The 25,183-nt window shown below is 59.1% G+C and carries 24 protein-coding genes and 1 pseudogene; 10 read left to right on the top strand and 15 right to left on the bottom strand.

Going from position 1 to position 25,183, the window contains the following annotated elements; all coding sequences use genetic code 11:
* Positions 1 to 85: 85 nt before the first annotated feature.
* Positions 86 to 2,437 (top strand): ATP-binding protein, encoded by a 2,352-nt coding sequence (locus FGZ14_RS13165; protein ID WP_139924701.1) that lies wholly within the window; start codon positions 86 to 88, stop codon positions 2,435 to 2,437.
* Positions 2,438 to 2,495: 58 nt separating this feature from the next.
* Here the strand turns inward: FGZ14_RS13165 and FGZ14_RS13160 are convergent, their stop codons facing one another.
* Complete coding sequence (locus FGZ14_RS13160; RefSeq protein WP_139924700.1) at positions 2,496 to 3,164, bottom strand: porin family protein; 669 nt, start codon at positions 3,162 to 3,164, stop codon at positions 2,496 to 2,498.
* A 91-nt stretch (positions 3,165 to 3,255) separates the two neighbouring features.
* Here FGZ14_RS13160 and FGZ14_RS13155 point away from each other — a divergent pair, with 91 nt between their 5' ends.
* Both FGZ14_RS13155 and FGZ14_RS13150 read left to right on the top strand, forming a co-directional pair.
* Positions 3,256 to 4,284: a gliding motility lipoprotein GldB gene (locus tag FGZ14_RS13155; protein WP_219601024.1), complete on the top strand. Its 1,029-nt coding sequence runs from the start codon at positions 3,256 to 3,258 to the stop codon at positions 4,282 to 4,284.
* 6 nt (positions 4,285 to 4,290) lie between these two features.
* Positions 4,291 to 5,496 carry a glycosyltransferase family 4 protein gene (locus tag FGZ14_RS13150; RefSeq protein ID WP_139924698.1) on the top strand — a complete coding sequence of 402 codons (1,206 nt, stop codon included), beginning with the start codon at positions 4,291 to 4,293 and terminating at the stop codon, positions 5,494 to 5,496.
* Between the two features lie 39 nt (positions 5,497 to 5,535).
* Here the strand turns inward: FGZ14_RS13150 and nth are convergent, their stop codons facing one another.
* From nth to FGZ14_RS13125, 5 genes are all read right to left on the bottom strand, one after another.
* Complete coding sequence (gene nth / locus FGZ14_RS13145; RefSeq protein WP_139924697.1) at positions 5,536 to 6,255, bottom strand: endonuclease III; 720 nt, start codon at positions 6,253 to 6,255, stop codon at positions 5,536 to 5,538.
* Between the two features lie 111 nt (positions 6,256 to 6,366).
* Positions 6,367 to 6,597, bottom strand: a complete 231-nt coding sequence (locus tag FGZ14_RS13140; protein WP_139924696.1) for a hypothetical protein — start codon at positions 6,595 to 6,597, stop codon at positions 6,367 to 6,369.
* Positions 6,536 to 7,171 (bottom strand): RNA polymerase sigma factor, encoded by a 636-nt coding sequence (locus tag FGZ14_RS13135; protein WP_139924695.1) that lies wholly within the window; start codon positions 7,169 to 7,171, stop codon positions 6,536 to 6,538. The genes FGZ14_RS13140 and FGZ14_RS13135 overlap by 62 nt, the downstream gene beginning before the upstream one ends.
* Before the next feature lie 318 nt (positions 7,172 to 7,489).
* Positions 7,490 to 8,071, bottom strand: a complete 582-nt coding sequence (locus tag FGZ14_RS13130; protein ID WP_139924694.1) for a DUF6799 domain-containing protein — start codon at positions 8,069 to 8,071, stop codon at positions 7,490 to 7,492.
* Positions 8,072 to 8,163: 92 nt separating this feature from the next.
* Complete coding sequence (locus FGZ14_RS13125) at positions 8,164 to 8,586, bottom strand: hypothetical protein (protein ID WP_139924693.1); 423 nt, start codon at positions 8,584 to 8,586, stop codon at positions 8,164 to 8,166.
* 245 nt (positions 8,587 to 8,831) lie between these two features.
* On the opposite strand from FGZ14_RS13125, the gene FGZ14_RS13120 reads away from it, so the two are divergent.
* Positions 8,832 to 10,109: an MFS transporter gene (locus FGZ14_RS13120; RefSeq protein WP_139924692.1), complete on the top strand. Its 1,278-nt coding sequence runs from the start codon at positions 8,832 to 8,834 to the stop codon at positions 10,107 to 10,109.
* A 90-nt stretch (positions 10,110 to 10,199) separates the two neighbouring features.
* Here the strand turns inward: FGZ14_RS13120 and FGZ14_RS13115 are convergent, their stop codons facing one another.
* From FGZ14_RS13115 to FGZ14_RS13100, 4 genes and pseudogenes are all read right to left on the bottom strand, one after another.
* Complete coding sequence (locus FGZ14_RS13115) at positions 10,200 to 10,946, bottom strand: copper resistance protein NlpE N-terminal domain-containing protein (protein WP_139924691.1); 747 nt, start codon at positions 10,944 to 10,946, stop codon at positions 10,200 to 10,202.
* Positions 10,947 to 11,257: 311 nt separating this feature from the next.
* A pseudogene (locus tag FGZ14_RS13110) lies at positions 11,258 to 12,003 on the bottom strand (IS5 family transposase).
* Positions 11,997 to 12,449, bottom strand: coding sequence for a hypothetical protein (locus FGZ14_RS13105; protein WP_139924690.1), 453 nt, complete (start codon positions 12,447 to 12,449; stop codon positions 11,997 to 11,999). Before FGZ14_RS13105 ends, FGZ14_RS13110 begins: the two are co-directional and overlap by 7 nt.
* Positions 12,450 to 12,593: 144 nt before the next feature.
* The gene (locus tag FGZ14_RS13100; protein ID WP_139924689.1) at positions 12,594 to 14,087 is read right to left on the bottom strand and encodes a S9 family peptidase; all 1,494 of its coding nucleotides are present in this window, start codon (positions 14,085 to 14,087) and stop codon (positions 12,594 to 12,596) included.
* A gap of 359 nt (positions 14,088 to 14,446) precedes the next feature.
* Between FGZ14_RS13100 and FGZ14_RS13095 the strand changes: the two genes are divergently transcribed.
* Complete coding sequence (locus FGZ14_RS13095; RefSeq protein WP_180754350.1) at positions 14,447 to 15,130, top strand: SGNH/GDSL hydrolase family protein; 684 nt, start codon at positions 14,447 to 14,449, stop codon at positions 15,128 to 15,130.
* On the opposite strand, the gene FGZ14_RS13090 is transcribed toward FGZ14_RS13095, so the two are convergent.
* From FGZ14_RS13090 to FGZ14_RS13080, 3 genes are all read right to left on the bottom strand, one after another.
* Positions 15,131 to 16,108: a hypothetical protein gene (locus FGZ14_RS13090; RefSeq protein ID WP_139924687.1), complete on the bottom strand. Its 978-nt coding sequence runs from the start codon at positions 16,106 to 16,108 to the stop codon at positions 15,131 to 15,133.
* Positions 16,109 to 16,387: 279 nt separating this feature from the next.
* Complete coding sequence (locus tag FGZ14_RS13085) at positions 16,388 to 16,849, bottom strand: nuclear transport factor 2 family protein (RefSeq protein ID WP_139924686.1); 462 nt, start codon at positions 16,847 to 16,849, stop codon at positions 16,388 to 16,390.
* Positions 16,850 to 16,915: 66 nt separating this feature from the next.
* Positions 16,916 to 17,365 carry a nuclear transport factor 2 family protein gene (locus FGZ14_RS13080; RefSeq protein WP_139924685.1) on the bottom strand — a complete coding sequence of 150 codons (450 nt, stop codon included), beginning with the start codon at positions 17,363 to 17,365 and terminating at the stop codon, positions 16,916 to 16,918.
* 299 nt (positions 17,366 to 17,664) lie between these two features.
* Here FGZ14_RS13080 and uvrA point away from each other — a divergent pair, with 299 nt between their 5' ends.
* The 4 genes from uvrA (at position 17,665) to FGZ14_RS13060 (ending at position 22,896) form a co-directional block, all read left to right on the top strand.
* Positions 17,665 to 20,499, top strand: a complete 2,835-nt coding sequence (gene uvrA / locus FGZ14_RS13075; protein ID WP_139924684.1) for an excinuclease ABC subunit UvrA — start codon at positions 17,665 to 17,667, stop codon at positions 20,497 to 20,499.
* 154 nt (positions 20,500 to 20,653) lie between these two features.
* Positions 20,654 to 21,466: a hypothetical protein gene (locus tag FGZ14_RS13070; protein ID WP_139924683.1), complete on the top strand. Its 813-nt coding sequence runs from the start codon at positions 20,654 to 20,656 to the stop codon at positions 21,464 to 21,466.
* Between the two features lie 131 nt (positions 21,467 to 21,597).
* Positions 21,598 to 22,362: a triose-phosphate isomerase gene (gene tpiA, locus FGZ14_RS13065; protein WP_139924682.1), complete on the top strand. Its 765-nt coding sequence runs from the start codon at positions 21,598 to 21,600 to the stop codon at positions 22,360 to 22,362.
* A 153-nt stretch (positions 22,363 to 22,515) separates the two neighbouring features.
* The gene (locus FGZ14_RS13060; protein WP_139924681.1) at positions 22,516 to 22,896 is read left to right on the top strand and encodes a DUF6150 family protein; all 381 of its coding nucleotides are present in this window, start codon (positions 22,516 to 22,518) and stop codon (positions 22,894 to 22,896) included.
* Positions 22,897 to 22,972: 76 nt separating this feature from the next.
* Here FGZ14_RS13060 and FGZ14_RS13055 read toward each other — a convergent pair whose 3' ends face one another.
* Complete coding sequence (locus FGZ14_RS13055) at positions 22,973 to 23,299, bottom strand: OmpA family protein (protein WP_139924680.1); 327 nt, start codon at positions 23,297 to 23,299, stop codon at positions 22,973 to 22,975.
* A gap of 14 nt (positions 23,300 to 23,313) precedes the next feature.
* A complete protein-coding gene (locus FGZ14_RS13050) occupies positions 23,314 to 24,015 on the bottom strand; it encodes a hypothetical protein (protein ID WP_139924679.1) in 702 nt (233 codons plus the stop codon).
* A gap of 172 nt (positions 24,016 to 24,187) precedes the next feature.
* Between FGZ14_RS13050 and prmA the strand changes: the two genes are divergently transcribed.
* Positions 24,188 to 25,024, top strand: a complete 837-nt coding sequence (prmA, locus tag FGZ14_RS13045) for a 50S ribosomal protein L11 methyltransferase (RefSeq protein ID WP_139924678.1) — start codon at positions 24,188 to 24,190, stop codon at positions 25,022 to 25,024.
* Positions 25,025 to 25,183 lie beyond the last annotated feature (159 nt).

Genomic DNA, 25,183 nt, shown 5'->3' with positions numbered 1-25,183 from the left:
CTGGGAGAAACCTTTTATTCAGCCAGACTTTGGAACCGTTGGGCGAGGATGCTAGTACTTTCGGGAGTGTCCTGTTTCCTCAACTATGAATAGCTCCCCCTCCGCATCAGCTGCTACCCCCCTGAGTCTGGAGCAGGCCCACCTGCGCATTCAGGAGCTGGAAGCAGCGCTGCAGGAGGTTAGCAGCCGAGCGAGTAGTGTTGCCAGCCGGCTGGATCAGCTGTTGAGTCATTTGCAGGAAGGAATTCTGCTCACGGATGCAGCCGGCCGCATCGCCCTGGTGAATGAGCGGTTCTGTGCGCTGTGGGACATAGAGGAGCCGGCCGCATACTGGGTAGGCCGGGCGTGGCAGGAGCTGGCGGCCGTGTTGATGCAGCTGACTGTTGACCCGGCTGCTTTTGAGCAGCAGGTGCGTAGCAAGCGCCAGAAGGGGACGCCAGTGTTTAACGACCCAGTGGAACTGCTGGATGGCCGGGTACTGGAACGGGATTTTATGCCGATTCAGGGCGACGATGATACCGCGGTAAACGTTTTGATCCGGCTGCGCGACATAACGGAGTACCACCGGGCCACAGTGCAACTGAGGGCCGTGGCTAGTATTCCGGGCCAGAATCCCAACCCTATTTTCCGGCTGGATGCAAGCGGACAGCTGCTGTATACCAACCCGGCCGCTAACGCCCTGTTTCAGTCCCTAGCCGAGGCCGACCAGAGCCGGCTACTGACTAAAACCCAGCGGCTGGCCGCTACCGCCCTGACCCATAGCCAGCCCTGGCAGGTAGATATTCCGGTAGGCGACAATTTCTACGCGGCTTTTGTGGCGCCCTTTGCCACGGAGGGATACGCGAACCTTTACCTGATCAACATCACCAAGCGCATTCTGGTAGAGCAGGAGTTGAACCAGGCGAAGGATGAGGCCGAGGCGGCTCTGCGGGCCCGGGAAAATTTCTTGGCCAATATGAGTCACGAAATCCGGACGCCCATGAACGGGGTGCTGGGCATGGCCGGGCAGCTCGCCAAAACCCGCCTCGATGCCCGGCAACAGGAGTTGGTGGGCATCATTCGCAGCTCTGGGCAGCACCTGCTCAGCATCATCAACGATGTGCTGGACATGGCCAAGATTACCTCCGGCAAACTGGAGTTCGAGCAAACTTCCTTTAACCTCTGTACCTCGCTGAGCGAGGCCCTGCAGCCCCTGGTGCTGCAGGCCGTAGAGAAGGGCCTGACCGTGGCCGGCACCCCACTCCGCGACTCCTGCCCGCTGCCTTGGGTTATCGGCGACCCGCACCGCATCAATCAGGTGATGATTAATCTGGTGGCCAATGCCATCAAGTTTACCGAGCCCGGTGGCCACGTTACCGTTGCCAGCCGCCAGCTAAGCTCTGACGCCGACACGCTTACGGTGGAGTTTGTGGTAGCGGATACGGGCATAGGGGTTCCGGCGGAGCAGCAGGAGCGCATTTTCGAGGGTTTTACGCAGGCCTACGCCGACACCACGCGGCGGTTTGGCGGTACTGGGCTGGGCCTGAGTATTTCGCGGGCCATCGTAGAGCAGCTGGGCGGCGTGCTGACGGTAGAAAGTGAGGTCGGCAAGGGTAGCACGTTCCGGTTTGTCCTGACGCTGCCGCGCACTCCGGCCGTGGCGCCTGAGCCAACGCCTTCTGCCTTTGATACCGGCTTGCTGCGCGGCCGCCGGGTGTTGCTGGTAGAAGACAACGAGGTAAACCGCGACGTAGCCCGCATGCTGCTGGAAGAATGGGGCGTGGAGGTAGATGAGGCCGAAAACGGGCAGGTAGGGCTGGAAATGGTCCGGCACCGTCTTTACGATGCGGTACTGATGGACATTCAGATGCCTGGTATGAGTGGGCTGGAAGCTACGGCAGTTATCCGGCAGCTGCCCGACCCGGTCCGCGCCAACGTGCCCATTCTGGCTCTGACGGCCAACGCTTTCCGCTCGGATAATGCCCGCTACCTGGCCGCCGGCATGAATGCCTGCCTGACCAAGCCCTTTGAGGAGGCTGACCTGTACCGAAACCTGGAAGCCTTGCTGCAGCCTGATGCTACCCCTACCCCGGCGGCCCAAGCCAGCTACGACCTGACCCGCCTACGGGGACTGGCGCACGGCCGCGACGCTTTCGTAGCCAAGATCATCCGGTCGTTTTTGGGGAGCATGCCCACTAGTCTGGCTCAGCTGGAAACGGCCGCAGCTACCCAGAATTGGGCTCAGGTGGCGGCCATCATCCATCATATCAGGCCAGGGGTAGAGTCGCTGGGCATACGGGGGGTAGGGGCGGCCGTGCAGGCACTGGAGCAGCCACTGCCAGCCAGTGAGTCGGCTAGTGCTACGGCCCAGGCTGCCGTAGCGCAGGTAGCAGCAAAGCTCCGGCAGGCCCTGCACGAACTCCCCCGAGAGCTACCCTCCGATTCGGGGTTAAGCTAAGCAACAGGGCCCGCGCACCATAGGTGCGCGGGCCCTGTTGCTTAACAGAATAACTGGGTTAGAACTTCATGCCCAAATCGAGAGCAAACTCACTGTTCTTCAGCTCTACCTCCCTGAAACCCCGCTCGTCTTCGAAGTAATTGTCGATGTTGAGCAGGCCGCGGTGGTAGCTCAGGCCGGCCAGCACGCGGGTGCTCTTGCCCAGCTGGCGCTCCACACCGAAACCAGCCCGCAGCCCTACATCGGGGATGATGACGTGCTTGGCAGCTTTGGTTTTTTCCTGTGTGGCGGGGTCCGTATAGTATTTCTCGCCGCCGAGGCGCCCGGCAATGGCCGCGTTCAGCGAGCCGCCCAGCTGGAAGTACAGCTTGGTATCGGTGGCAATGTCGTTGGTGAACAGCTTCACCGTGACGGGAACCTGTAGGTACTGCAACCCGATTTTCTGCTGCTCACGCCGATTCAGGGCGGGGTCGAAGTAGCTGATGGTGCCACCCTTGCCCGTAAGCTCCAGGCCCGTGCCGAAGGCATAGTTTTCACCGAAGAAGTAATCGACGATGATGCCGCCGCCAATGCCCAGCTTGGCCTTCTCATTTTGCAGCCCGTTTTCCAGGGAGCCAGCCCGCAGGTGGGTAATAGAGGGCGAAACCTTTAGCCCAATTTCAACCTGAGCGGAGGCTACGCCCAGGGTAGCGCCGCTGAGCAGCAGGGAAAGCAGAACTTTTTTCATGGCAAGGACGGAATAACAGGTAGGGGAAACACGAAGCCACGGCGGTTGGCCGTTCCGTTTTGGCTAATTTCGCCTTAAAGATAGAAGCGTGATGCACATTCCTACCCGTATGCGGGCCTGGCTGGCGGCCGTAGTGGTGGCCGGGCTGGGTCTGGTCGCCTGTAGTCGCGGCCAAGAAAGCTGTGAACTAGACCCGGCGGTAGCCAAGGTGTCGGCGCCGGTGGCGCTGGAACGCCTGGAAAAGCCGTTTTTTCAAATCAAGAGCCCCGCTGATGCCGCTCAGTTCATAAAGGCGCACGGTTTATTTGCGCGGCAGTTTTTACAGAGCGGTCAGTATCCGGGTGAGGTGCTGAGCACTACGCTGGCGCGCCTGGCCACCAACCCCGGCCTGCAAAAACTGGGTGCCCAGGCCGATACCACTTTCCGGGCCGAGCAGCTGAAGCAACAGCTGCAGCCCCTGTTCCAGCACATCCGCTACTACTTCCCCGATTTTCGGGTGCCGCCGGTAAAAACTTTCGTGAGCGGGCTCAGCCAGGATTTGTTCGTAAATGACAGCCTGCTGGTCATCAGCACCGATTTCTTCGTGGGTCCTAAGGCGGCCTATCTGCCCAACGTGCCCTCCTATATTCAGCGCCGCTACACCAAAGAGCATCTGCTGCCCGCCCTGGCGCTGGCCATCAGCAGCAAGTACAACCAGAAGCAGCTTGCCAACCAAACCATGCTGGGCGAGATGGTGCAGTTTGGCAAGGCGCTGTACTTCGCCGAGAAAGTGCTGCCCTGCACCGCTGACTCGCTGATAATGGGCTACACCAGTAAAGAAATGGCCGGAGTAAACTTTAATGAAGGCAAGATCTGGGCCCACTTCCTCGATAAGAATCTGCTGTATAACACGGCTCCTTTCACGATTCAGAAGTACATCGGGGAGCGGCCCAACATCCCGGAAATTGACAAGACCTGTCCCGGCAGGGTAGGGGCCTGGATTGGCTGGCAGATTGTGCGCAAGTACATGGCCGAGCACCCCAACGTAACGCTTAAGCAGCTGATGGCCGAGAAAAATGCCCAGCGCATTCTCAACGAGTCGCGCTATCGGCCCAAGCAGAACCGGGGCCGCCTCAGTTAGCCATCCATGCACATTGCCGTCTTCAGCCAGTACCACACCAACCCCGACTGCCCCGCCACTAGTCGGCACTACTCGTTGCTGGCGCAGATGGCCCGCCGGCACCGCGTTACTCTGCTTACTACCCGCACCTGGGAGCCGCAACGCCTGACCCAGGCGTTTCCGTGGCTGCCCGAAGGGGTAGAAATGCGCGCGGCGGCAGTGCCTTACGAAAACAAAATGGGGGTAGCCCGCCGGGCCCTCGCCTTTGGGCAATACGCCGCCTACGCCCTGCGCGAAGGCTTGCGCATAGAAAAGCCCGATGTTATCTGGGGAATCAGCACGCCCCTCACGGCCGCCTGGGCAGCGGCCCAGGTAGCCCGCCTGCGGCGGGTGCCGTGGGTGTTTGAGGTGCAGGATTTGTGGCCGGCTTTTCCTGTTGCCATGGGTGCGGTGCCCAACAAACTGGCGCAACGCAGGCTGTATGCCCTGGAAAAGAACCTTTACCAGTCGGCCCGCCATATTCTGCCCCTCTCACCGGATATGACGGCCTATGTACAGGGCCTGGGCATACCGCCCGAAAAGCTGACTACCTCCCTCAACGGCACCGACCTGGACTTAGCCGCCGCCGCTACCGATGCGGCCGTGGCGGCCCTCCGCCAGCAGCAGGGCCTGGCAGGCCGCCAGGTAATTCTGTATGCCGGTACCTTCGGGCGGGCCAATGATATGCCTACCCTGGTAGCTGCCGCCGAGCTGCTGGCTGCGCGGCACCCCGCCGTTACCTGGCTGTTTATGGGCCACGGCTACGATGAGCCTCTGCTGCAAGCCGCCGCGGCCCGTTGTCCGGCCATCCGGCTGGTGCCGCCCCAGCCGCGCCACGCGGTGTTTGCGTGGTTCCGGCTGGCCGACGTAGCGGTAGTTTCCTTTCTGGGGCTGCCGGTGCTGGATGCCAACTCACCGGCCAAGCTCTACGACAGCCTGGCCGTAGGAACCCCGGTGATTGTTACCAACCAAGGCTGGACCAAAGAGCTAGTGGAAAGGCACCGTTGTGGCTGGGTTACCCCGGCTGGTGAGCCCAAAGCTCTAGCAGAGCTGCTGGCCAATGTACTAAGCAACCCGGAGCAGCTACGCGCTGCCGGAGCGGCCGGCCAGCAGGTAGCCAGAACTCAGTTCGACCGGCAGCAAATTGGAGCCACAATCCTGCAGGTTCTGGAGCAGGCCGCGCAAAAGCCCTGAGCTCTGTCTTACTATAAACTACCTAGTACCACTTATATACTAAGTTGTGCCTTCGCCGAATGATTTGGGGCGTACTGCGCGTTTTACGGGCTTTTTATCGGGCGTAAGTGCCTGTTTAGCCACTACATCAGTGTAGTACTTGCACCAGCTTTTCAGGGGGCAAATGCTGCATTTGGGCTGGCGCGCTACACAGATGTAACGCCCATGCAAAATCAGCCAGTGGTGGGCCTTGGGCACCAGTTCCTGCGGGATATAGCGGACCAGCTCCTTTTCCACGGCCAGGGGGGTAGTAGCCGTGCGCGGCACCAGCCCGAGCCGGTGCGATACCCGAAAGACGTGGGTATCCACGGCCATGGCGGGCTGGTTATAAATCACGGATACTAACACGTTAGCTGTTTTGCGGCCTACCCCCGGCAGGCGCTGCAACTCCTCAATGGTGCTGGGCACTTCGCCCCCAAACTCCTGCACCAGCAGGCGGCCCAGGCCTGCAAGGTGCTTGGCTTTGTTGTTGGGGTAGGAAACGCTGCGGATGAAGGGGAATATCTCCTCGGCGGACGCGGCGGCCAAGTGCGCGGGAGTTGGGAACTGCTCCAGCAGGGCCGGCATAATCTGGTTGACGCGCTTATCGGTGCACTGGGCGCTGAGCACCACGGCCACAATCAGCTCGTAGGGGTTGGAATACACCAGCTCCGTCTTCGGCTCAGGGAAGTTGGTGGTGAAATAGTCAAGAAAGAGGCGGAACCGCTCGGGCTTACGCATACGGCAAAGGTGAAGTGCGCTGCAAAGTACAGGCAAAAAAATGTCCTTGCGCGGGTAAGCTGTTATCAGCTGGCCCGCACAAGGACGTATTTCTTTCCCCTGGGAAACTACTTACCCGGCCTTGAGAAAGGTGCGGGAGTACTGCAGAATAGCATCGGTGGTACGCTTACCGGGTGTGCGCCGGGCTCCATCGAGGGCCCGCTGGGCCAGGAGCAAATCGGCGCAGGTAGCGGCCAGGTCGGCGTCGTGCACCAGAGCCTGCTCTATTTCCTGCTGTTCATCAGCCGGCAACTCGTTGTACACGTACCGGAGCAGTTTCTCGTGGGTAAAGGTTTTGATCATAGAAAACGGGTTGCGCGGCCATCTTTTTCCGCAGGTTAATCAACGCGTAGCGCATCCGCCCTAGCGCTGTATTAATGCTGACCCCCGTTGCATCGGCAATTTCCTGAAAGCTCATGTCGCCGTAGTGGCGCATGATCAGGACTTCTTTCTGCGCCGCGGGCAGCTCCTGAATCAGCTCCCGAAGCCGCGCGTGGGTTTCTTCCCGCGTTAGCGCAGCTTCAGCACCTTCTTCTGCCAACGACAACGAGTTGAACGCATGACTTGTTGTATCAAGGTTCAATAAAGGACTGCGTTTTTCGCGGCGGAAGCAGTCAATGGCCAGATTATGCGCAATCCGGCAAATCCAGGACGAGAATTTGCCTTCTTCATTATAGCGGCCACTCTTCATGGTGTGAATGGCCTTGATGAACGTGTCCTGTAAAAGGTCTTCGGCCACGTCTTCGTCGCGCACAATCAGCATGATAGTGGTGAATACACGGGCTTTATGCCGCTCAAGCAACTGAGCAAAGGCCTCTTCCTGGCCGGCAATGTAGAGCGAAATAAGAGCGGAGTCGCTCGGCTGCATGGTTTCCATAAAGACTACGAGAGTTAGGGGACGTAGAGCTTTAGGCCATAGAGTGCAGTTGCCGGTGAAAACCTAGAAGGTGAAGGGGAGGTGAAGAACCCAGTGAAATCAAATGTAGAAAACCGCCAGCCCAAACACAATGCCCGATACAGCTTGAAGCCAAAATTTTTTATAACTAATTCGAAACCAAAATATATAATATCTGGAATTAGGTATGGATAAGTATGCCACAACTGATTGAGTGCCCCCATAACAGCAGAAAACCGAAGCTCTCTTAAGTTAAGAAGAACTTCGGTTTCCGGGGCAGGGGTAGCGCAGAATTATGGGTCAGGGCTTGAGTTGCTGACTCAGAGCCTGAAGCTTTTGCTCGGAAGCGGGGGTAGGGGTAGTGCCGGCCGCTGACGCCGCCGCTCGCTCGGCCAGCAGGTCAGTCAGTTGCCGCAGCTGCTCCAGGCGCTGGCTGGTACGCTGCAGCTCCGCCCCGAGAGCAGCCAGGTTAGTGCTTACCGGAATTTCAACCACGGTAGGCTTGGCCCCGGTCGTGGCCTCGTCGTGGCGCTCAATGGCCCGGGCACTCATCATATCGTCGCGGTAAATGACCACGTCGCCCTGCATGTTCACGGCTTTACCTTCGCCGAGAAGCTGCCTAGCGCCGTTTTTGGTTACCAGTGTGCCATTGGTCAGCAGCGTAGAGCCGTTGCTGAACCGCAGGGAGGCAGTAAGCGGCGAGGCTTTGCCGGCCTGTAGCCGGTACACCTTGCCATTGCGCCGGAAGGCACCATCTTTCAGCGGGGCCGCCGTAGCGGCGGTGGCAGCTTTGGGTTTAGTCTGGGCTACGGCCTCGGCGCCGGTTGTGCCCAGGAAAGCTACAACCGCCAAAGAACGAATAAGCATCAGGGGGAAAGACATAGAAAAGCAGCTGGGAAAGGGTAGAACGCAGAACGTATAGGCACATACGTATGAGTGTTTGTTGTGGCTACGGCGCTCCGGTTCCGGCGGGGTCAGGCGCTGTCGTGGTGCTGGCGGCCGGCCAGCCAGTGCAGGGCGCCCTCTTCCGTTCCGAATAGCCGCACATGGGCCATATCATGCATAACCATGGGGGAGCCCGCCTGCTGCTCCTCGGGGCTGAGCTGGGCGGCCGGCACCAGAAAAGCCCAGTACACGCGCCCTTTCAGCTGCTTAAAGGCCTGCGGTACAAACTCCGACAGCACCCACTGCGTGTCGTCTTCGCTGGCCGGGCCACGGTGGCGCAGGTCAACCAGCCAAAAGCGCGTACGAGTAGGGCGGGCAGCTGCCAGGGCGGCTGTGTAGCTCTGCTGCAGGGCCAGAGGTGAAACTGGCTGAGTCCAGCGCACTACCAGTACCCCCAGCTCGTCGCGGCGGTGAAACTCAACAAAATCGGGGGCAGAAGCGGAAGCTGGCATGGGGGTAGGGAAAACGCTGAAAGCCGCGGCGGAGGCGTTGGGGCCCAGGTGTGGGCAACTACCTCCGCGCCGCGGGTACGTAAAGTGCCGGTCGGATGCCCCGCTTTTATCCGCATACGGTAACGAAGGCAAAAGGGCTTGCGTAGGCAGGGCCCGGCATAGCGGCAAAAGTACGGCGGCTGGGCCACCCAACCCGCTGGTAGCGGCTACCTTTGCCGGGCCGCGCGTTTTAGGCACTCCCCTCTATGTCTGCTTCCTCTACTTCCTCCCATGACCCCTACGCGGCCCTACGGATTCCTGATTTCCGCCGGCTGGTGTCGGCCCGCGTTTGCCTGACCATTGCCACCCGAATACAGGGCTTGGTGGTGGGCTGGCAGATTTTCCGCCTCACGGACGACCCGCTGGCCCTGGGGCTGATTGGCCTGGCCGAGGCCATTCCCAGCATTGGCGTATCGCTCTACGCCGGGCACGTTGCCGACTCGGTGCGGCGCAAGAATATTATTGTGGTTACGGTAGCGGTGCTGGGGCTGTGCGCCCTGGCGCTGGCGCTGCTGGCCTCGCCCGCCGGCCTACCCCTGCTTTCCCGCCAGGCCTTCTACACATGGCCGCTCTACCTCGTGATTTTCGTGAGCGGCATTGCGCGCGGTTTCCTGGGGCCCGCCTTGTTCTCTTTTATGCCCCAGCTGCTGCCCGACCGGGAGCGGCTGGCCAATGCCGTTACCTGGAACAGCACCACCTACCAGGCCGCGGCGGTGCTGGGGCCAGCCATTGGCGGCTACCTCATTACCTGGGGGGTAGCTAACTCCTACATGGTGGCGGGCGTGTTGCTGCTGGTGGCGCTGGTGCAGTTTGCCGCTATTGCCTCGCGGCCCCTACCCGCGCTGGAAGGTGAAAAGCCTGGCTTGCAGGAAAGCATTCTGAGCGGGCTGCGCTTTATCTGGGGCAACCAGCTGGTGCTGGCCGCGCTTTCCCTCGACCTGTTTGCGGTGCTGTTCGGGGGGGCGGTGGCCTTGCTACCCGTATTTGCCGTGGACATCCTGCACGTAGGTGCCGCGGGGCTGGGCCACCTGGAGTCGGCGCCGGCTATTGGGTCGGTGCTGATGGCCGCGCTGCTGACGTATTTCCCGCTGCGGCGGCATGCGGGCCGCAAGCTGCTCTGGGCCGTAGCTGGCTTTGGGGTAGCCACCATTCTGTTTGCCCTGTCTGATAGCTACGAGCTGTCGTTGTTTCTGCTGTTCCTGACGGGGGCCTTCGATTCGGTATCGGTGATTGTGCGCTCTACGCTGCTGCACACCTTTACGCCGGAGCACATGAAAGGCCGGGTGTCTGCCGTGAACAACATCTTTATCGGGTCATCCAACGAAATCGGCTCCTTTGAGTCGGGGGTGGCGGCGCGGCTGCTGGGCGTGGTCAACTCGGTGGTATTTGGGGGCTTCATGACCCTGGGCGTGGTTGGAGCCACGGCCGTGCTGGCCGACAAGCTGCGCAAGCTGGACATGACCCCGGAAAAGCAGCAGGCCTGATCCACCCGGCACGGCCCCGCAAACGACAACGGCCCGCAGAACGGTAGTTCCGCGGGCCGGTAAGGGGCCAAAATAGGAAGTAATGAAGAGCTACTGCTGGAAGGCCTGCTTCTGGGCCTGCGGGCAAATGGCGTCGGGCTTCATTTCCAGAATTTTCTCCACTGCCAGCGCTTCCGCGCCGCTTCCGCCCTGTAGGGTGGCCTGCACCCGCACGAATACCGGCTGGCCGGCGTCTTTGCGGGTGGTAGCGTAGCGGCGCTCCAGCTCCGTATTAGCGCCGGAGGCAGCCAGCTGGTAGCGCTTGTCGGTACCACACTCCACAAAGGTGGCCGCGTTGGGCTGAAAGATGTATTTGCCGGTAAACTCGCGCCGGACGCCGGCCTCACTCAGGTTGCCGTCGGAGGTACGGTTAAGCGTGTAGTCTTGGCCGTCATCCTGCATAGGCTTGCCGGTGGCATCCAGCAAAAGCAGCGCTTGTCCGGCCTCCACACGGTAGCGGCGCACGGGGTCGTTGCCGCTAGGCTCCAGGGTTACTACCTGCCCCCGTACCCGCCATGGGCCTCGCCGGTAGTTGGTGGGTGAGGGGCGCCCCAGGTACGTTTCCTGCAGCTCATAAAGGCTGTCGGGCTTAAGTGTCAGGCGGGTGGCAATGCCTTGGCAGTCGTTGCACGGCACGGTATCGGCGTACACGCCGGCAAGGGGTAGGGTGGCCGCCCCGGCATCTTTGTCAGCCGCCGGATTTTCGGGGCCGGTGCCGTAGGCCTGCTCCCGGCCCTGGCAGGCCGTCAGCAGATACAAACCGGATGCAGCACACAGAAATGAGCGAAAAAAAGTCATAAGGAGCAGCTATGAGAGGTGAATTGCCTACGCAGCCATTGCCTTATTAGATACAGAAAACAGGACCTAACCCAGAGTATTCTGTTGAATGTGGATAAGTGTGTGGATAACCATAAGCTTATACACATTTTCTGCTTATTTCAAACTGCCCGCTACGTGCGCATAGGTACCACCAGAAAAGTACCTCGCAAGCACCGGGTAAAGCCGTTGCGCTGACTGTCGCGGTTCAGGTCCTGGCGCTGATAGGTTCCATTGAGAGAAGTACTGCCTACTATCAGCATGGTGTAGCCGCGGCGCTTTACTAGGAAGTGTTAACAATCACGTAACCAGACGACGGTTGCCGCGAGATGGATGAAGGCCAAGAAATGGGCATCGAGCTTATCGTAGCGCGTGGCGACGCGGCGAAACTGCTTGAGGCGGCTGAAGAGCCGCTCCACGGCGTGGCGCTGGGCGTAGCGGGCCGCGTCGTAGGCCCGCGGCTGGCGGCGGTTTCGCCGGGGCGGAATCACGGCCTGCGTGCCGCGGGCGGCTAGCGCGGCCACCAGCGGGTCCGAGTCGTAGCCGCGGTCGGCCACCACATAAGCCGGCGCCAGGCCCTCCAGCAAGGGCAAGGCCTGCGGGGCGTCGTGGCTGTGGCCCGCCGTCAGGCGGCAGCGCCGCGGCCGGCCGCGCGCATCGGCGGCCAGGTGCAGCTTGCATGTCAGCCCGCCGCGCGAACGGCCGAGGGCTTGCGGCCCGTTTTTTTGCGCGCGCCGCTCGCGTGCTGGTGCGCCCGCACGGTGGTCGAGTCCACCAGCAGCGTGTGCAGGGCGGCCTCGTCCTGTACGGCTTCGAACACGCGTTGCCACACGCCCGAGGCGGCCCAGCGCTGGAAGCGCGTGTACGTCGTGTGCCAATTGCCGCGCTCTTTCGGCAGCGCCCGCCACCGGGCCCCGTTGCGCGCCAGCCACAGCACGGCCTCCACGAACTGCCGGTTGTCGCGCCCTCGCCCCCCGCTCGTGCCCGGCCGGCCCGGCAGCAGCGGCGCTAGCCGCGCCCATTGTGCCTCGGTTAACATCTGCTCCATACCGCAAGATATTCACTGTTAACACTTCCTAAGTAGCGCCGCACGCCCGTCCCCCGGATGCCGGCAAACTGCTCCCCGAACTGTTCCGCCGCGGCCCAGGCTGCTACCAGCGCCTGCGGGTCGGCTCCGGCGGCCCGGGCCTCCCGGTAAAGCGCGGCCAGTCGCACGTCGGTGCTGTAGTGTGCTTCAGGAGCATGCCGCACTACTAGGTCGTGGGCCTGCCACAAGTGCTTCATGGCATCTTTCTTCCGCAGGATTTCGCCACAGTGCCGACAGATATGCTCTTCCGGCCCGCAGACCAAACGGGGTCCCGCTAGTGGTTTGTCGGCCTGACCCATACGCTGTTCCCGCAGGGCCTGCATGAGAGCCGAAAACAGCTCGCCCTCACTGGCCCCATGCTTGTGGCGCAGAATCTCGAGGGTATGCCGGCTCAGCATACCAAATGAGAGGATGTCGTGTATATCAGTGCGCAGGGCCAGCATATAGGGTACAAACCTAAACGTTGGGGCGAGGTTCCGGGGTAGGCAAAAACAAAAAGCGCCCAAGCTATGCTTCGGCGCTTCCAGGTAAAAACAAAAGGGCTAACGGCTGGCCTGGGCAGTTTTGGGGGCTTTGCGGGGGCCCTTGGCCGAGGAAGTCGCAGCCTTCACATCGGTGGCGGAAGCAGGCAGGGGGCGGGGCCGCTCGGTGTTGTCGAAAATCCATTCCCGGATGGTGGTCAGGGCCTTGGGCGAGAAAACGGGCTGCTGCTCCCCGTTCACGAGGGGCCAGTCCTTCATTTCGGGCTGGTACCAGTGGTTGACTCCGGCCAGCTTCTGCGACTCGACGGAAGCACTTTTCAGCGCTTTTTTCAGGGGGGAAATGTTCTGGGACGGGTCCACCTGCAGGTCGTTGCCGCCGCCCAGCAGCAGCACTGGGCATTTCACGGCGGCCAGCGTGCGGGTTGGATCGAAGTCGAGGAAGTAGCGCGACCAGGGCGAAGTAAGCTGCACGGCGCGGGCGCGGGCCATGTGGGGGTCCAGGTCGGTGTTGTTGAAGCGCAGGGTAGCGGCCACCTTGCCGCGGGCCTGGTTGTCGTTGGGGGTTTGGCGGATGATTTCCACCATTTCCTTGTGCAGCTCCAGCGCCGCCTTCACCTGAGCGGGGTTAGAGCCGATCAGGCGCATAATTTCCAGCTGCTGGCGCAGAATCACGTCGCGCCCCAGAATGCCGTAGCCCGAAAGCGAAACCACGAAGGCCGGAGTCGCGGGCTGCTGCTCGGCGGCAGCCAGCAGGGCCACGTTGGCGCCTTCGCCGTGACCAACCAGGCCAATGTAGCGCTGGTCGATGAGGGGCTTGGCCCGCAGAAATACCATGGCGGCCTGGGCGTCACCCACCAGCTCGGCGGTGGTAGCCGACAGGTTGTTGCCCTGCGACTTACCCACGCCCCGGTCATCGAAGCGCAGCACCGCAATGCCCCGGCGCGTAAGGTGGTCGGCCAACGACCCGAACATGCGGTAATCCTGTTGCTCCACGTCGCGGTTCTGGGGGCCGTTGTCGGAGAGCAGCACTACGGCCGGAAACGGGCCCGGCCCGGCCGGAATGGTGAGCGTACCGGCCAAGGCAATGTTCGCCTGGGTATTCAGAAACTTGATTTCCTCCTCGCGGTAGGGCGGGGTGAGGCGGGGCTTGCCGGTGGCTACGGGTTGGGGCGTAGCTTTCATGCGGGTAAGCGTGAGAGGAGCCGTTAGGCCGGGCTGCGTCCAGGTTCCTTGGAACGTGGCCCCTGCATCCTTCACCTTACCCACGAACTTGCTGCCGGCCTGCTCAATGCTGATGACAATATCGGTGCCCTTGAGCGTAACCTCCGCCGGCATGCGGTTGATGCGCTGCTGGGGGGCATCCAGGGCCGCGTAGTACGTGCCGTTGGAGAGTGGGACCAGCGTAATAATGAGGGTGAGCTGACCGCCCGGCACCTTGAGCGGACCCTTCCACTGGCCGTTGAGAGCAGGGGGCTGCTCAATGCCCGCCAGCGCCAGTAGAGGAAGGCAAAAAAGCAGCCAGGAAAGAAAAAGCGTGGGTAGGGTTTTCTTCATAAAGTGAAAGTCAACAAGGGTATTTTACCGCTTGGGGTGCAGACTTGGAATGAAAATATCAAACTTGTGGCATATCTGCCATCCTGTACTTGGCCCGTTACGGTAGAATAGGAGTTGAGGCTGCTAAAAGGGCTAATTTTTTTTAGCTGCTCTGCGTTACAGTCGAGCTTTCAAACATATAAAGTAGCTTATATTATATAAATATTGCTTTGGACCCAAATTCCGGTGGCCTGCGGTAGGCACGTCGCTGCTTCCGGCCGAATGATCTTATTGGATAATTTATGCGGGCTCCTCAAAGATGACTATACTGCAGAGCAGCCGTTTGCCGGGAGCTGCGGCCCATATTTTTGCCTCCCATGATGAAACATCATCTTCTCACCGGACTACAGTTAGGGCTGCTGTGGCTGCTCACCGGCGCGGCTTTGGCCCAGACGGTGCCGGCTTCTCCGGCAACAACGTGGGGTACGGAGCTACGGGCTTTTGCCCGCCAGGATAGTCTCACGCCTCCGCCCCGGCGGCCCATTCTGTTTTATGGCAGCTCATCGGTGCGCCTGTGGCCGGCGCTACCCCAGGCCTTTCCAGGCCGGGCCGTGCTCAACCGCGGCTTCGGCGGCTCCCGCTTCCCCGATGCCCTTGCCCTCTTCGACCAGCTGGTGGTGACCTACCAGCCCCGGCAGGTGGTGCTCTATGAGGGCGACAATGATATCGGCTCGGGTGCTACCCCCCAGGAAGTGTTCCAATCGTTCCTAGCCTTCGAGAAGCTGATGCAGCAGAAGTTGCCCAAGGTGCCGGTGGTGTTCTTAGCCATCAAGCCCAGTCCGTCGCGCTGGGCGCTGTACCCTAAAGTGCAGGAAGCCAACCGCCTGATCCAGGAGTACATTCGGCAGCACCCCAAACGCCTGCGCTACGCGGATACGGCTACCCCTCTGCTAGGGCCAAACGGTAAGCCGCAGCCACAATTCTACGTTTCGGATAGCCTGCACATGACTCCGGCAGGGTATGCTGTGTGGAAGGGGGTAGTGGAAAAGGCGTTGAAGAAGTAACTAAAAAGCTACTGCCGCGGCTTGTTGCTTATCTTGGTCTGACAACTTACCAAATACATACAGCGCATTGGCCAGACAAGATGGCGCGCTGTAGTTGGTGTAAACGTAAAGAGGCTGCCCCTGGTACACAGTAGCGTAACTGCTGCCTTTGAGTGGTTTCTGACGAGAAAATAAAGCAGTTTTCTTTCCTGACTTATCAGGGAAAGGAAACGAGAGGGTCGTATTTTTCTGAAGGAGCAGTTCACATGCCTCCAATAGAATATCCTTCCAGGATTTTATATCTCTCATGGAGCCGTCTGGCAGCCGCAGCCGCTTCGGCTTCTGATTCGGCTCCAGCTGTAGCGTGTTGATATGGTTTAACTCTACGAAACTGTCCGCGGAAGCCGTGACAGACTTTGAGGTCTTAGCAATAGCTTTTTTTGGGGCCTTGGCAGGCTCCGTCGCTACTGGGTTTGCCGCCAGATCAGGGGTAGGAGCTTCTACAATTCCATGTCCGCTCTGGGCGGCATCCAGCCACTGAATCAGTTGCAGCGCAGCCGTGAGCAGATCATCTTCAGCCAAAGAAAATATAGTTGCCTCGGTGTTGCCTTTATGAAGGTTGGAGTAGCAATGCCACTGCATGCCATCAGTAATGAAAACGGTTTGCACTTTGAATCCGAGCGCATAGCCCAGCACCTTGCTCACGTAGCCGTGCTTGTCAAGACTAGCCCCCAGGCATTTGGCTTCTACGACCACCTGAGGCTTGCCAGCGGCATTATGTAGCAGGTAATCTACTCGCAGTTCGCCGCCTATAGTTCTTTCCGGCTCCACCATCTGCACATTGGCAGTATCCCAGCCCAAGGCTCGTAGGATAGGGTCAATGAGGGCAGCGCGGGTAGCAGCTTCGTTTTTGCGAAGCAAGGTTGCGTTGTTTTCCGCACTCAAACGAACGGATTGCAGAGTTGTATAGAGCGAAGCTAGTGGACTTGAAAAAGACATTGAGCTAATGAATAGGCGGCAATACAATGTTATGAATTTGTAGGCAGCAACCAGTAGCACTGGAGGATGCTGTTCTCTCCCCCGCCTATTCGTCCTTATCTAAACTGCAGCTTCCTAGATGCCTGCGTTATGTGGGGACGATGCTACCCCTTTATGCTTAGTCCAAATAGCAAGCCTCACCCACAGAGAGGCGTGCCCGACATCCAGCACATGACACCCCCAGATTAGCCGGTACGGGAGGGGGTAGGGGCCATCAATCTTGTTGCGCGGTTCGGGTGCCTAAATACCAGCACAGATGTTATTGGCGTGGCGAACTGTAAGGCGCCATTTACTTCCCTGCAGCATCCACACGTTAGCGTATCGGCGCTGTAGCTTTTTACCGGCGTTAGGAGCGCCTGCGGCCGGTACCACCACTTCGCTACCCATCACTACTACCATATCCTTGAAAAACAGGAATGTTTCGGGGCTGCGCTCAAACGAGGTGTAGCGAATCACACCCTGTTTCATAAGCTGCAGCAGCTCTTTTTTCTCCTTTACTATGCGGTTGGTAGGATGATTAACTGTTACGTCGTCATCCATCAGGCTGTCCAGAGCGGCGGCATCACTCCTGAATATGGCCCGGGCGTGCGCCATGTCCAGCTTCCTGATTTGTTCCTGTAGAGCAGCATTAGCAGGACCCTGCTGTCCAAATGCAACACCAGTGGCCAGAAACAGCAGTACGCCGGGAGGTAGGGCTTTCATAAGGCATCAAGCGAAGAGACAGTGTTCAGCTTTGGAGTTTAGCGGTGTGAGGTTGCTGCACCGTCCCTAGGGCTTCATGTGCTCGTCGTACTCCTCTTTTGATAGGACTCTGGTGCCTTGCCCGGCCACGAAATACCATTTGCCGTTTTGCTTGATGTAGGTTTCCGTCCGGACTACTCTTAAGGGAAAATCTCCTTTGGTAGTCGCGAATACCACATCCAGCATAAAGGTTTTCACAGCTGCGTCTCCGTTGTAAATGCGCAGAACTGTGCTGCCCGGCACCGGCCTAGCTGATTTGAAAGTTGCTCCGGCTTCCTTGAAACCCTTTTCCCATTCCGCAAACCCATACGATATTCTGCCTTCCGGCCCCACTGCAATGTAGTCGTCGTTATGGAAGCGGGTGCTGTCGTTTTTCCGGCTGAGTAGCTCTATTGCTTTCCGGTCTTCCGGATAAGACGACGTGTTGTATTTGTTTGCGGGCGGAAGTTGGGCGTGCACGCTTACTGCGCACAGCATGCTAAGAGCAACGAAAAAGGCCTGTAGCTGCTTTAGCCAGTGTTGGTTCGTCGTTTTCATGCCACTTGTCCGCTGCTTAAGGTTGCCGGCGCCCCCCAGAGCTATGTCGGGCTCCGTACGGCGGCTTGTCTCTATAACCTACTATAATAAAGTAAAATATTTTAATAGTTATATACATACTGCAGTCAGTATGCTTGGCTGTTGCGCATAAGGCAACCCAACTGCTCCCACCTTACCTTCGCTAATTCAAACCGCAGCTGCCGGAAACCAAACCCCCGGCCGCAGTTGTTACCCGACCTATGGCCGATAACTCCGCTTTGCAAGTAGCCGCCCCCGCGGCCGACCCCATTGACCAGCTCGACCCGCGCGAGTTTATCCTGATAAAAAACGCCCGGGTTCATAACCTCAAGAACCTGAGCGTGGCGCTGCCGCGCAATAAGTTTATCGTTGTCACGGGCCTTTCGGGCTCGGGCAAGTCGTCGTTGGCGTTTGACACGCTGTACGCTGAGGGGCAGCGCATGTACGTGGAGAGCCTGAGCTCCTACGCCCGCCAGTTCCTGGGCCGTATGGACAAGCCCGATGTGGACTACATCCGGGGCATTTCGCCGGCCATTGCCATTGAGCAAAAGGTCAGCATCAAGAACAACCGCTCCACCGTTGGCACCAGCACCGAGATTTACGACTACCTCAAGCTGCTCTTCGCGCGGGTAGGTCGCACGTACTCGCCCGTGAGTGGGGAGCAGGTGCGCAAGGACAACGTGGCCGATGTGGTGGACTACCTCATGAAGCTGCCCGAAGGCACCCGCGTGATGCTGCTCTCGCCGCTGCTGCCTGCCGAAGATGGCCGGCCCATGAGCAAGGAGCTGGATCTATTGCTACAGAAAGGCTACAGCCGGGTGGTAGTAAACGGCGAAACGGCTTTTATTGAAGAGCTGATTGCCGAAGGCCAGCCCGAAGTGCAGGGCGACGTGTACATCATGATTGACCGCGCCGTGATTCAGCCCGGCGACGAAGACCTGGTGTTCCGCCTCTCCGACTCGGTGCAAACGTCCTTTTTCGAGGGCCATGGCACCTGCCTGGTGAAGCTGGACGAGGAAACCCGCACCTTCTCCGACCGGTTTGAGCTGGACGATATGGTGTTTGAGGAGCCCAGCGTCAACTTTTTCTCCTTTAATAATCCCTACGGCGCCTGCCAGACCTGCGAAGGGTTCGGCTCGGTGCTGGGCATCGACGAGGATCTGGTTATTCCGGATAAGAGTCTGACGGTGTATGAGGGCGCTATTGCTCCCTGGCGCACCGACAAACAGAGCGAGTGGCTGAAGCCCCTGCTTAAGAATGGCATCCGCTTCGATTTCCCCATTCACCGGCCCTACAACGAGCTCAGCGAAGCTGAGCGGACGTTGCTTTGGAAAGGCAATAAGTATTTCCAGGGCCTCGATGCCTACTTCAACTGGGTATCGACGCAGACGCACAAGATTCAGTATCGAGTGTTGCAGAGCCGCTACCGGGGTCGCACCACCTGCCCCGATTGCCGCGGCACGCGCCTGCGCAAAGACGCCCAGTACGTCAAGATTCAGGGCCAAAGCATCACTGACCTGGTGCTGCTGCCCGTGAGCCGGGCTCTGGAGTTTTTCCAGAACCTTGATTTGCCCGAGCACGAAGCTAAAGTAGCCGAGCGCCTTGTGACGGAAGTAACTAACCGTTTGGAGTACCTGAACCGGGTAGGGCTGGGCTACCTCACCCTGAACCGCCTGAGCAGCACGCTCTCGGGCGGGGAAAGCCAGCGGATTTCGTTGGCTACCTCCCTGGGTTCGGCCCTGGTGGGCTCCATGTATATTCTCGATGAGCCCAGCATTGGCCTGCACCCCAAGGATGCCGAGCAGCTCATTGGCGTGCTACGCTCCTTGCAGCAGCTCGGCAACACCGTAATTGTGGTAGAGCACGAGGACAAAATGATGGAGCAGGCCGACCAGATCATCGACATCGGGCCCGAGGCTGGCAGCGGCGGCGGTACCCTGCAGTTTCAGGGCACTTATGCCGAGGTCCTGGCTTCCGACACCTACACCGGCCAGTACCTGAGCGGCCGCATGGCGGTAGAAGTGCCCAAAACGCGCCGCCCCTGGCGCAATGCCCTGGAGCTAACCGGCGCCCGCGAGAACAACCTCAAAAACGTGAGCGTCAAGTTTCCGCTGAACGTGATGACGGTGGTAACGGGCGTTTCGGGCTCGGGCAAGTCCACCCTGATTCGGCGGATTCTGGCGCCAGCCCTGCTCAAGCAGCTTGGCGGTGGCGCCGGCGAAGCTACCGGCAAGTTTGACCGCCTCATGGGCGTGAACGGGCAGGTAACCCACGTTGAGTTCGTGGATCAGAACCCTATCGGCAAGAGCAGCCGCTCGAACCCAGTGACCTACGTGAAGGCCTACGATGCCATCCGAAGCCTGTTTGCCGATCAGCAGCTGGCTAAGGCCCGTGGCTTCAAACCCTCGCATTTCTCCTTCAATATTGATGGGGGCCGCTGCGAGGTGTGCCAGGGCGAAGGCCAGGTAAAGATTGAAATGCAGTTCATGGCCGATATCTACCTGACCTGCGAAGCCTGTGAAGGCCGCAAGTTCAAGCAGGATATCTTGGACGTGCTCTACAAGGAGAAAAGCATCAACGAGGTGCTGGAAATGACCATCGAGGACAGTATCGAGTTCTTCAAGGATCAGCCCAAAATAGTGGAACGGTTGAAGCCTCTCGACGACGTAGGGCTGGGTTATATCCGTCTGGGGCAGTCGGCCAACACGCTGTCGGGCGGCGAGGCCCAGCGCGTGAAGCTGGCCTCCTTCCTGACCAAGGGCAACACCCTGCAGAACGATAAAATCCTGTTCATTTTCGATGAGCCCAGCACCGGCCTGCACTTCCACGACATCAATAAGCTGATGACGGCCCTGAATGCGCTGGTGGAACAAGGCAACTCAGTGCTCATCATCGAGCACAACATGGACATCATCAAGTGCGCTGACTGGATTATCGACCTTGGCCCCGAGGGCGGCATCAACGGCGGCCACCTGCTGTTCGAGGGAACCCCCGAAGAAATGGTGAAGCTCAAGGACAGCAACCACACCGCCCGCTTCCTGGCCGAAAAGCTGTAAGCGCGGCCTAACCACTTATAAAGCCCGATTATGCTGGGAAGCGTAATCGGGCTTTGCGTTGTGAAAGGGGGTAGGGAAGAGGGATAAGCTCAACCTTCAGAACTGTTGCAGGTTCGTAAAGAGAAGAATCGAGTATTTCCCAGTTATTCGCTCTATGAACTCTGCTACCACTCAAGAAACCTTCAACGCCCTGACGGCTCCCACCGAGAGCCGCGCGTGGCGCTGGGCTGCTTCGGCGGCTATCGTCGGCAACATTGCCCTAAACTATGTGTCGCAGCGCTACCCCTTCAATGGGCAGACCAACGCTCAGGTATCTTATAAATACCCAACGATACTGACGCCGGCGGGCTATGCCTTCAGCATCTGGGGGCTGATTTTCCTGAGTCTGTTGTTCTATGCCGTGTGGCAGCTGCTACCGGCCCAGCGCCGCAACCCTCTGCCCGACGCGGTGGCGCGCCCCTTGGTGTTCACTAACTTACTGACCGGCTTGTGGCTGGTGGTGTTTGCTTACGAGCTGCTGGTGCCGAGTGCGGTAGTCATGCTGTTGATACTGGCCAGCCTGGCGGTAGTGTACGGCCGGGCCCGCCACTTCGTGCGGCGCCAGGAGGCACCCTGGTACAGCAGCGTACCCTTTGGCTTGTATCTGGGCTGGATTTCGGTGGCGACGGTGGTCAACACCACGCTTACCTTGGGTACCCAATGGCAACCCGGCCCCGAGGAAAGCATCGAAATAGCCATTGTGCTGGTGGGCATCATCGCCGGCCTGGCCCTGAATGTGACCCGTCGGTTCCGGGAGCTGGCCTACCCTGCTGCCGTGGCCTGGGGCCTGGCCGGCATCTGGGCCGCCCGCCGATTTGAGACGGATACCGAGGTGCTGGCCTGGATGGCTCTGGCCGCCGCCGGGCTGGTAGCAGTGGCCGGGCTTGGGCTGGCGTGGTGGGGTAGGGGTAAGGAAGTGATGAGGTAAGTGGGTAATGAGGTAAAGGGTAAAAGAACGTCATTCCGTTTGTTACCTACTACCTGTCACCTCCTCACCTCCTCACCCCATTACTTCTTCCCTAACTTGCGGCCCAACTCCCAACCTCAATCCTTTCCGCTATGCGTAAGAATATTGTGGCCGGTAACTGGAAGATGAACACCACCCTCCAAGATGGCCAGGCGCTGATTTCCGAAATTGTGAACATGGTGCAGGACGAAGTAACCGGCTCCCAGGTAGAGGTAGTCGTGTGCCCGCCCTTCCCGTTCTTGTCGGCCATTGGCAAGCAGCTGCCCGAAGGCGGCCGTTTCCACCTCGGCGCCCAAAACTGCCACCAGAAGGAAACCGGCGCTTTCACGGGCGAAGTATCGGCGCAGATGCTACGGTCAGTAGGCGCTGAGTACGTGATTCTGGGCCACTCGGAGCGCCGCCAGTATTTCCGGGAGGACGATGAGCTGCTGAGCCAGAAGCTGAAAGCTGCCCTGGCTGCCGGCCTAAAGCCCATTTTTTGTGTAGGTGAAAGCCTGGAAACCCGCGAAGCCGACGAGACTTTCAACTTCATCAGCAAGCAGCTGAAAGACGGCTTGTTCCACCTCTCCAATGAGGGGTTCGACCAGGTAGTAATAGCCTATGAGCCCATTTGGGCCATCGGGACCGGCAAAACGGCCACCAGTGCCCAGGCTCAGGAAGTACACGCCTTCATCCGGGAACAGATTGCCCGCGCCTACGACGCCGAAGCCGCTGAGAATACGACTATCCTGTACGGCGGCTCGGCCAATGCTCAGAACGCCCGCGAGCTGTTCAGCCAGCCCGACGTAGATGGCGGCCTCATCGGTGGTGCCTCTCTCAAGTCGCGCGACTTCACCGAGATTATTAAGTCGTTCTAAGTATCCGGCAGCAAGTTTGCTCTTGTCATCCTGAGCGTTTGGCGAAGGGCCTCTCCCGTTAGTAGCCAAGTAGTGTTACAGCGAAGCGGGAGAGGTCCTTCGCCAGAACTCAGGATGACATGCGTTTTCTGATCTGTCTGCATTACGCCTGCCATGCTCACTACCCTGCTTCTTTCCGGACTGCTAGCTCTGAACCCGTTTCGGTCTGCGCCGGCTGTTCCGCTGGCCGCGCCTACCCCCCTCGGCTCCGTGGACCCGTGCCGCCTCTACGGCTCGGTGTATCTGGAAACCGACCCGCGGCGCCGCAGCCAGGCATTCGGGGTAGTGTATCAGGAGCCTGACGAAGCCTTTGCCGATGTGCTGGTATATCGGGAAACCAACAAGCTCTTCGCCGATAAGGCTGGCCTGTGGTACCTGACCGACTCCCGCGACTTTGCCGATTACGTGCTATTAGTGACGGACAACCGCAACCTGGCCGACTTCTCCTTTCACTACACCAAGGTGCGCTCCTTTGCCGGCTGTCGGAAACAGTAGTGTGAACGATTATAGCACAAAAAAGCCCTTCTGCTATGAAGCAGAAGGGCTTTTTGTTATTGGATGGGTAGGAGGCTTATAGCTTCACGAGCTCCACGCGGCGGTTTTTGGCTTTGCCTTCTTCAGTAGAGTTATCGGCCAGCGGTTTGGTTTGGCCGAATCCGGCGGCTTGCAGACGAGCAGCGGCAATACCGGCTTGGCTGAGGGAGGCCACCACGGCCGCTGCCCGCGCTTCGGAAAGCTGCTGGTTGTGCTGGCTGGTACCGGCGTTATCGGTGTGACCCTGCACGGCCAGGCGCAGCTTCGGGTTCTGCTGCAGCAGCGTGAGTACCTCGGCCACCGTCGGCTCCGACTCAGGCCGGATGGTGGCCTTGTCGGTGTCGAAGTTCACGTAGAGGGCCACGCGCCCATCCGTATCTAGTTTTTTTTTAACTCGTCGGCTTTGATGATGGTGGCCTGCTGGGGCATAGCGGCGCGCTCAATCATGGTGATGTTGTAGTTACCGTCGCCGCCCAGCGCAGTTACCAGCGCCCACACTTCTTTGTCCTTCTGGCGGATAACATAGATAGATGTTTCGTGGTCAGGGCTCAGGCTCCACTTGTTGTGCTTATACACTTCTCCCGATCCAACCTTATCAATGGCTTCCTGAGGAATCTCACCGGAAAACACTTTTACAGCGCCCAGCTCCTTAAGTAAAGTTTCATAGTTCCGCTGAATCATCAGCTCAGAGGCTTTTTTCTCGCCATTCTGCTCGTCGAACAGCCGCTGCGACACTTTGCCCTCTACTGGTATCAGGCTTTTGCCATCGAACACGTAGGCCCGCTCGAAGTCGTAGTCCTCGCTGTTGCTGGTGTTTTCTTCGTAGCCTTTCAAGGCGCTCAGGTACGGGAACTGGCCCAGGTTGGCGCTGGAAACCGGGACAGTATTGATATCAAAACTTGCGGCCGAAGCAGTAGGTGTTTCCTCTGCGGTTGGCGTTGTGGTGGCTGGCTCCGTTGTTGTGGTGGCTACTGATGGAGTCTCAGTGGTGGTTTCGGCCGCTGTGTCTTTGCTGCCGCAGGCAGAAAACGTGGTAGCAACAACAAGAGCAAGCGTGAGGGAGCGAAGTGTCCTTTTCATAGGATAAGAGAGGAGTGAACTTGGATGGTCAAAGAAAAACGTATTTATAGTAATATATTCTACGGCTACACGCACCAGCATATGCCAACTAGGAGCAAGCCGGTTTTTTGGCCGACCTTTGCAGGCCCGGCCTGGCCGGTTGTCTAATTCGTTTTCTTACCGAACTCTCCAGATGGATTACGTTGAACTGCGCGTGCAAGCGCCCCGCGAGTTGGCGGATATTTTAGTGGCCGAACTAGCCGAGGTAGGCTATAATACCTTCGAGGACAATGAAGAAGGCTTCTGTGCTTACATCGACGAAGACCAGTTCAACCCCGATGCCGTAGCCGAGGTAATGAGCCGCTACGAGGCCCTGGGTGAGCTGGAATTTTCGCACCGCGTAATTACCCGCCAAAACTGGAATGCCGAGTGGGAAAAGAACTTCCAGCCCCTGGTTATTGCCGATAAAGTGTCGGTGCGGGCTCCTTTCCACGAGGCGCGCCCCGACCTGCAGTACGAAATCGTGATTATGCCGCGCATGTCCTTCGGCACCGGCCACCACGATACTACCGCCCTCATGATTACCAACCAGCTCGGCATCGACCACCAGGGCAAGCGCGTGCTGGATATGGGCTGCGGCACTGGTATTCTGGCCGTAATGGCCGTGCACTTGGGCGCCAGCTACGTGCTGGCCGTGGACGTGGAACCCTGGACCGCGGAAAACGCAGCCGATAACGCCGCCGAGAACAACGTGCAGGACAAAGTAGAAGCCCGCCTCGGCGACGTAACTGCTCTGGAAGGAGAGGAGCCTTTCGATATTATTCTGGCCAACATCAACCGCAACGTGCTGCTGGAAGATATGGACGCCTACGCCCGCTACCTCAAGCCCAGCGGCCCTATCCTGTTTTCGGGCTTTTATGAAGATGACCTGCCCCTGATTCGGGAGGCCGCTGAGAAAGCCGGTTTCCAGTACGAAGGCCACCGCACCCAAAACCACTGGGTATCGGCTGTGTTCCGGCAGCCAGCCTAAGCAGCCGCCGCGCCCACTTGGTCCCGCCGCCCGAGCAACAATTTTGCTTGGGCGGCGTCGTTTTGGGAGCTTTCCCAATGGGCGGTTCAACCCGGTCAACCCAATAAGGAACCAGGCTGAGCCTCAGAATGGTACAAAAAAAGGGTGCCTTATGATTGT

The organism is Hymenobacter sp. DG01 (genome assembly GCF_006352025.1).
Taxonomy (GTDB): domain Bacteria; phylum Bacteroidota; class Bacteroidia; order Cytophagales; family Hymenobacteraceae; genus Hymenobacter.
This window is presented reverse-complemented; position numbering and strand designations above follow the sequence as displayed.

Coding starts and splice junctions, on each gene's coding strand:
- FGZ14_RS13165 (WP_139924701.1), top strand. CDS start 86: ATGAATAGCTCCCCCTCCGCATCAGCTGCTACCCCCCTGAGTCTGGAG.
- FGZ14_RS13160 (WP_139924700.1), bottom strand. CDS start 3,164: ATGAAAAAAGTTCTGCTTTCCCTGCTGCTCAGCGGCGCTACCCTGGGC.
- FGZ14_RS13155 (WP_219601024.1), top strand. CDS start 3,256: ATGCACATTCCTACCCGTATGCGGGCCTGGCTGGCGGCCGTAGTGGTG.
- FGZ14_RS13150 (WP_139924698.1), top strand. CDS start 4,291: ATGCACATTGCCGTCTTCAGCCAGTACCACACCAACCCCGACTGCCCC.
- nth (WP_139924697.1), bottom strand. CDS start 6,255: ATGCGTAAGCCCGAGCGGTTCCGCCTCTTTCTTGACTATTTCACCACC.
- FGZ14_RS13140 (WP_139924696.1), bottom strand. CDS start 6,597: ATGATCAAAACCTTTACCCACGAGAAACTGCTCCGGTACGTGTACAAC.
- FGZ14_RS13135 (WP_139924695.1), bottom strand. CDS start 7,171: ATGGAAACCATGCAGCCGAGCGACTCCGCTCTTATTTCGCTCTACATT.
- FGZ14_RS13130 (WP_139924694.1), bottom strand. CDS start 8,071: ATGTCTTTCCCCCTGATGCTTATTCGTTCTTTGGCGGTTGTAGCTTTC.
- FGZ14_RS13125 (WP_139924693.1), bottom strand. CDS start 8,586: ATGCCAGCTTCCGCTTCTGCCCCCGATTTTGTTGAGTTTCACCGCCGC.
- FGZ14_RS13120 (WP_139924692.1), top strand. CDS start 8,832: ATGTCTGCTTCCTCTACTTCCTCCCATGACCCCTACGCGGCCCTACGG.
- FGZ14_RS13115 (WP_139924691.1), bottom strand. CDS start 10,946: ATGACTTTTTTTCGCTCATTTCTGTGTGCTGCATCCGGTTTGTATCTG.
- FGZ14_RS13105 (WP_139924690.1), bottom strand. CDS start 12,449: ATGCTGAGCCGGCATACCCTCGAGATTCTGCGCCACAAGCATGGGGCC.
- FGZ14_RS13100 (WP_139924689.1), bottom strand. CDS start 14,087: ATGAAGAAAACCCTACCCACGCTTTTTCTTTCCTGGCTGCTTTTTTGC.
- FGZ14_RS13095 (WP_180754350.1), top strand. CDS start 14,447: ATGAAACATCATCTTCTCACCGGACTACAGTTAGGGCTGCTGTGGCTG.
- FGZ14_RS13090 (WP_139924687.1), bottom strand. CDS start 16,108: ATGTCTTTTTCAAGTCCACTAGCTTCGCTCTATACAACTCTGCAATCC.
- FGZ14_RS13085 (WP_139924686.1), bottom strand. CDS start 16,849: ATGAAAGCCCTACCTCCCGGCGTACTGCTGTTTCTGGCCACTGGTGTT.
- FGZ14_RS13080 (WP_139924685.1), bottom strand. CDS start 17,365: ATGCTGTGCGCAGTAAGCGTGCACGCCCAACTTCCGCCCGCAAACAAA.
- uvrA (WP_139924684.1), top strand. CDS start 17,665: ATGGCCGATAACTCCGCTTTGCAAGTAGCCGCCCCCGCGGCCGACCCC.
- FGZ14_RS13070 (WP_139924683.1), top strand. CDS start 20,654: ATGAACTCTGCTACCACTCAAGAAACCTTCAACGCCCTGACGGCTCCC.
- tpiA (WP_139924682.1), top strand. CDS start 21,598: ATGCGTAAGAATATTGTGGCCGGTAACTGGAAGATGAACACCACCCTC.
- FGZ14_RS13060 (WP_139924681.1), top strand. CDS start 22,516: ATGCTCACTACCCTGCTTCTTTCCGGACTGCTAGCTCTGAACCCGTTT.
- FGZ14_RS13050 (WP_139924679.1), bottom strand. CDS start 24,015: ATGAAAAGGACACTTCGCTCCCTCACGCTTGCTCTTGTTGTTGCTACC.
- prmA (WP_139924678.1), top strand. CDS start 24,188: ATGGATTACGTTGAACTGCGCGTGCAAGCGCCCCGCGAGTTGGCGGAT.